This is a genomic window from Staphylococcus sp. HMSC077D08 (assembly GCF_001837945.1).
GTDB classification, from domain to species: domain Bacteria; phylum Bacillota; class Bacilli; order Staphylococcales; family Staphylococcaceae; genus Staphylococcus; species Staphylococcus epidermidis.
Genome location: NZ_KV834749.1, coordinates 1 through 2,909, shown reverse-complemented (window position 1 = coordinate 2,909; position 2,909 = coordinate 1). Strand labels below are relative to the sequence as shown.

Below are 2,909 nucleotides of genomic sequence, written 5' to 3'. Positions count from 1 at the left end.
CTTTTAAAACACCAAAATTTTGATTTGAACCCCAATCATGAATTAACATGAGTTAAGAGCATAAGGGAATCCAGTACCACCTAAGGTGGTATTCAGCATAGCTGAAGGATTATCTTACATTCACCTTGATTAATTACTTTTTTTAAAACTATTATAAACATTGATATAACAATATTTAGAGTTAATATTAAATAGAAATTGATCGAGATTATAACCCTTAATATTGCATACTATTTACAATTGTTACAAGACCACTTTAAATTGTTTGAATACTATTATTTTTGTTGATTTCATAGGCTTCAGTCATCCTCAATCCTATAAATAGGATTAATTTTTTTACCCAAATCCTATTAATCCTACTACTTTTAGTATTAATATCAAAAATAAAATCACTCAAAAGTAAGCTAAGCAATTCATTCATTTGTTTCACTTTTTAAAATTGATTAAATACTTTTTTCTCAATATCAAACTCAATAATGATCATATTATTTATTTTTTAGTTCAAAAAAAGAGAAAGAATAAAACAATTTCTATACGTTTCTATGCTCAATTTTATTAAAAAGTGAATCGAAATAAAGATCATTTTATCTTTTTATTAACTAGAGAATTAAAAAATATAAAATGCATAATAAGATTCATCGAAATGATTATACTCAAAAATTTTTATTTTAATCTTCCTAAATTTTAAATTCAACTCTTATTTACGTTTTAAGAGATATGAAATTATTTTTTTGTATAACAATATATAACATTCTAATTATTTTAGTGAGTATCAAGATTATTTTAATTAACTTTAAAATGTTAAATAAAAAGCAAAGTATTATTTATTTTAGACTGTCTAAAGAAATAAAATAGAACGGAAAACATGCCAAATGGCATTTTCTAAAAGAAGGTGATTTGACAGTATATTTTTATATTTGGATTAAAAAAGAGTATTTAACGAGTGAACTTTTTGATTTAACAGAAAGTGAAAGACAAGAAATTAATCATCAAATGATTGATGAAATTGAAGAAGAAAAATAAAAATAAATTTTCTTAAACATTAGCAAAAAGCTAGCGCTTTTTTGTTGAAAATATGTTAAAAATGCCTGGGTACAAACGGGGTACTGACACAATATATAGGGGTACAACCGGGGTACAATCGCAATTTGTAGGGGTACAATCGGGGTACAAAACGAAAAAAATGTATACCTTTTTAAAATCTCTGTATCCCTTGAAATGTCTGGCTTCGCCAGACCATACATTTTTTAATGTATGCAAATTTCCCTTATGCTCTTACAAAGAATTTGGAGCTAATTCAAAATTTGGTGTTTTTTTGAAAGTAATTACTCTGCAGGAACTAAAAAAGTTGATGAAATTTTGTAAAGTTTTATCTCAATTTTTAGTTTGAATGTCAATGCATAATGTCTAAAAATTAGCTATTGGTTTTGTGCGAATTTTTAAGATATGAGAGTGAAATTTATTCGCCTATCTCTCATTTGCTATTAAGAGTCGATAAATCAAAAATACAGAAAAAGCTACTTATAATCATTTTGTACTGAACCCCAAAAGTTGTACTTTGGTTTAGCCAATAATATCCATAACCATTTTAAATCAAATTCCAGGATACTAGAAATTTAATTAAGAACATTATTGATTAAATATAGAATGCACAAAAAATTGTTATAAAAAATTCTCAGGTGATATAGCATATGTGTATACTGCATAATTAAATGAAGAGCATATGTAGAATATTAGAATTTTAGTAAATAGATGAGGAGAAAATAGATGGTATCAATTATTATCCATTCGATAAAAATACTGTTTAGGTTTATGGATTTTGAAAAAAAGAGTGATTATTACTTTATGTTATTCATTAATAGCATTATTGTGGGAGGTATTTTTTCTATACCTGTATGTCTCGATTATTTATTACTAATAAAATTACCTAACGAACTATTATCGGTATTTATTTCAATTATTACATTTGGACTTTTGTTATTCTTTTTCGCAAGTGCTATTCTATTGATTAAAGAGATGATGAATTTTTTTATTGCATTTATCGATAAAAAGAATAGATTGTTTGTTAAGAGAACTTTTAATAGAAAGTATTACGAAAATACGATGAAATTAGATTCAGAAGATGATATAAAAAGGCAATTATATGAAAATGATATATCATATCCATTGCGAAGGTTATATAAAGGTATACATTATAAATACTACAATCAGGATGGAGAAAAACTTGAAGAAATTGCGCTTATGTTCAACAAGTTATTTTATAAGAGATTAATTTGTAGCAAGGAACATGTAAAGAAAAAAATACTATGGCTATTAATGACATTATTAACAACCATAGTTACAACTATATATCTTTTAATAAAGCATTTTACTAATTTTCAATCCTTTTATATGCCAATAATTATATTAACTATTCATAATATATATTACTTTCTAAGTGTTGGCATATTTTCAATGGTTATAGGAACTATATACAAAGAAAATCTAAAATCTAAACTATTAATATTAAGATTTTTAAAAAAGGGAATTTAATTTTTGTTACAAATCCATTTAATCAATTTTCGGACACAACGACCGATAGTTTTAAAAAATAGTATTAACAAAATTAGGGAAGATATCAAAAGGATAAGTATAGCTATTATAATATGATATTTTGCTAAAAGATTAAAACCTAAAAAAACATACCATAAAATAGCTGGAACGAAAGAGAGTGCTGTTAATATTGCTTCCGTATAGGCTATATATTTTGATTTTAAATGTGCTCTATTTTCATCAGATGTTATTAGTTTATCATCGACTTTTTGATAAAATGAAACAATTTTATAAGTAGACAATAGAACAACATTAAATATTATCGGAAATGCTGTAGTAAAGATGTGGTTCTGTTGCAAAGTAAAAAATATAGCTAA

At 24.8% G+C, this 2,909-nt stretch carries 3 protein-coding genes; 2 read left to right on the top strand and 1 reads right to left on the bottom strand.

Features of this window, described 5'->3' with window-relative positions:
* Nucleotides 1-897: 897 nt before the first annotated feature.
* Entirely contained in the window at nt 898-1,023 is a 126-nt protein-coding gene (locus tag HMPREF2663_RS02305; protein WP_070845701.1) for a Rep protein, read from the top strand.
* Nucleotides 1,024-1,767: 744 nt separating this feature from the next.
* Nucleotides 1,768-2,532, top strand: coding sequence for a hypothetical protein (locus HMPREF2663_RS02300; protein WP_012818097.1), 765 nt, complete (start codon nt 1,768-1,770; stop codon nt 2,530-2,532).
* On the opposite strand, the gene HMPREF2663_RS12935 is transcribed toward HMPREF2663_RS02300, so the two are convergent.
* Nucleotides 2,529-2,909, bottom strand: a 381-nt coding sequence (locus tag HMPREF2663_RS12935; RefSeq protein ID WP_070845700.1) for a hypothetical protein, incomplete at its 5' end; no start/stop codon positions are given. The two genes, HMPREF2663_RS02300 and HMPREF2663_RS12935, sit on opposite strands and share 4 nt — an antisense overlap.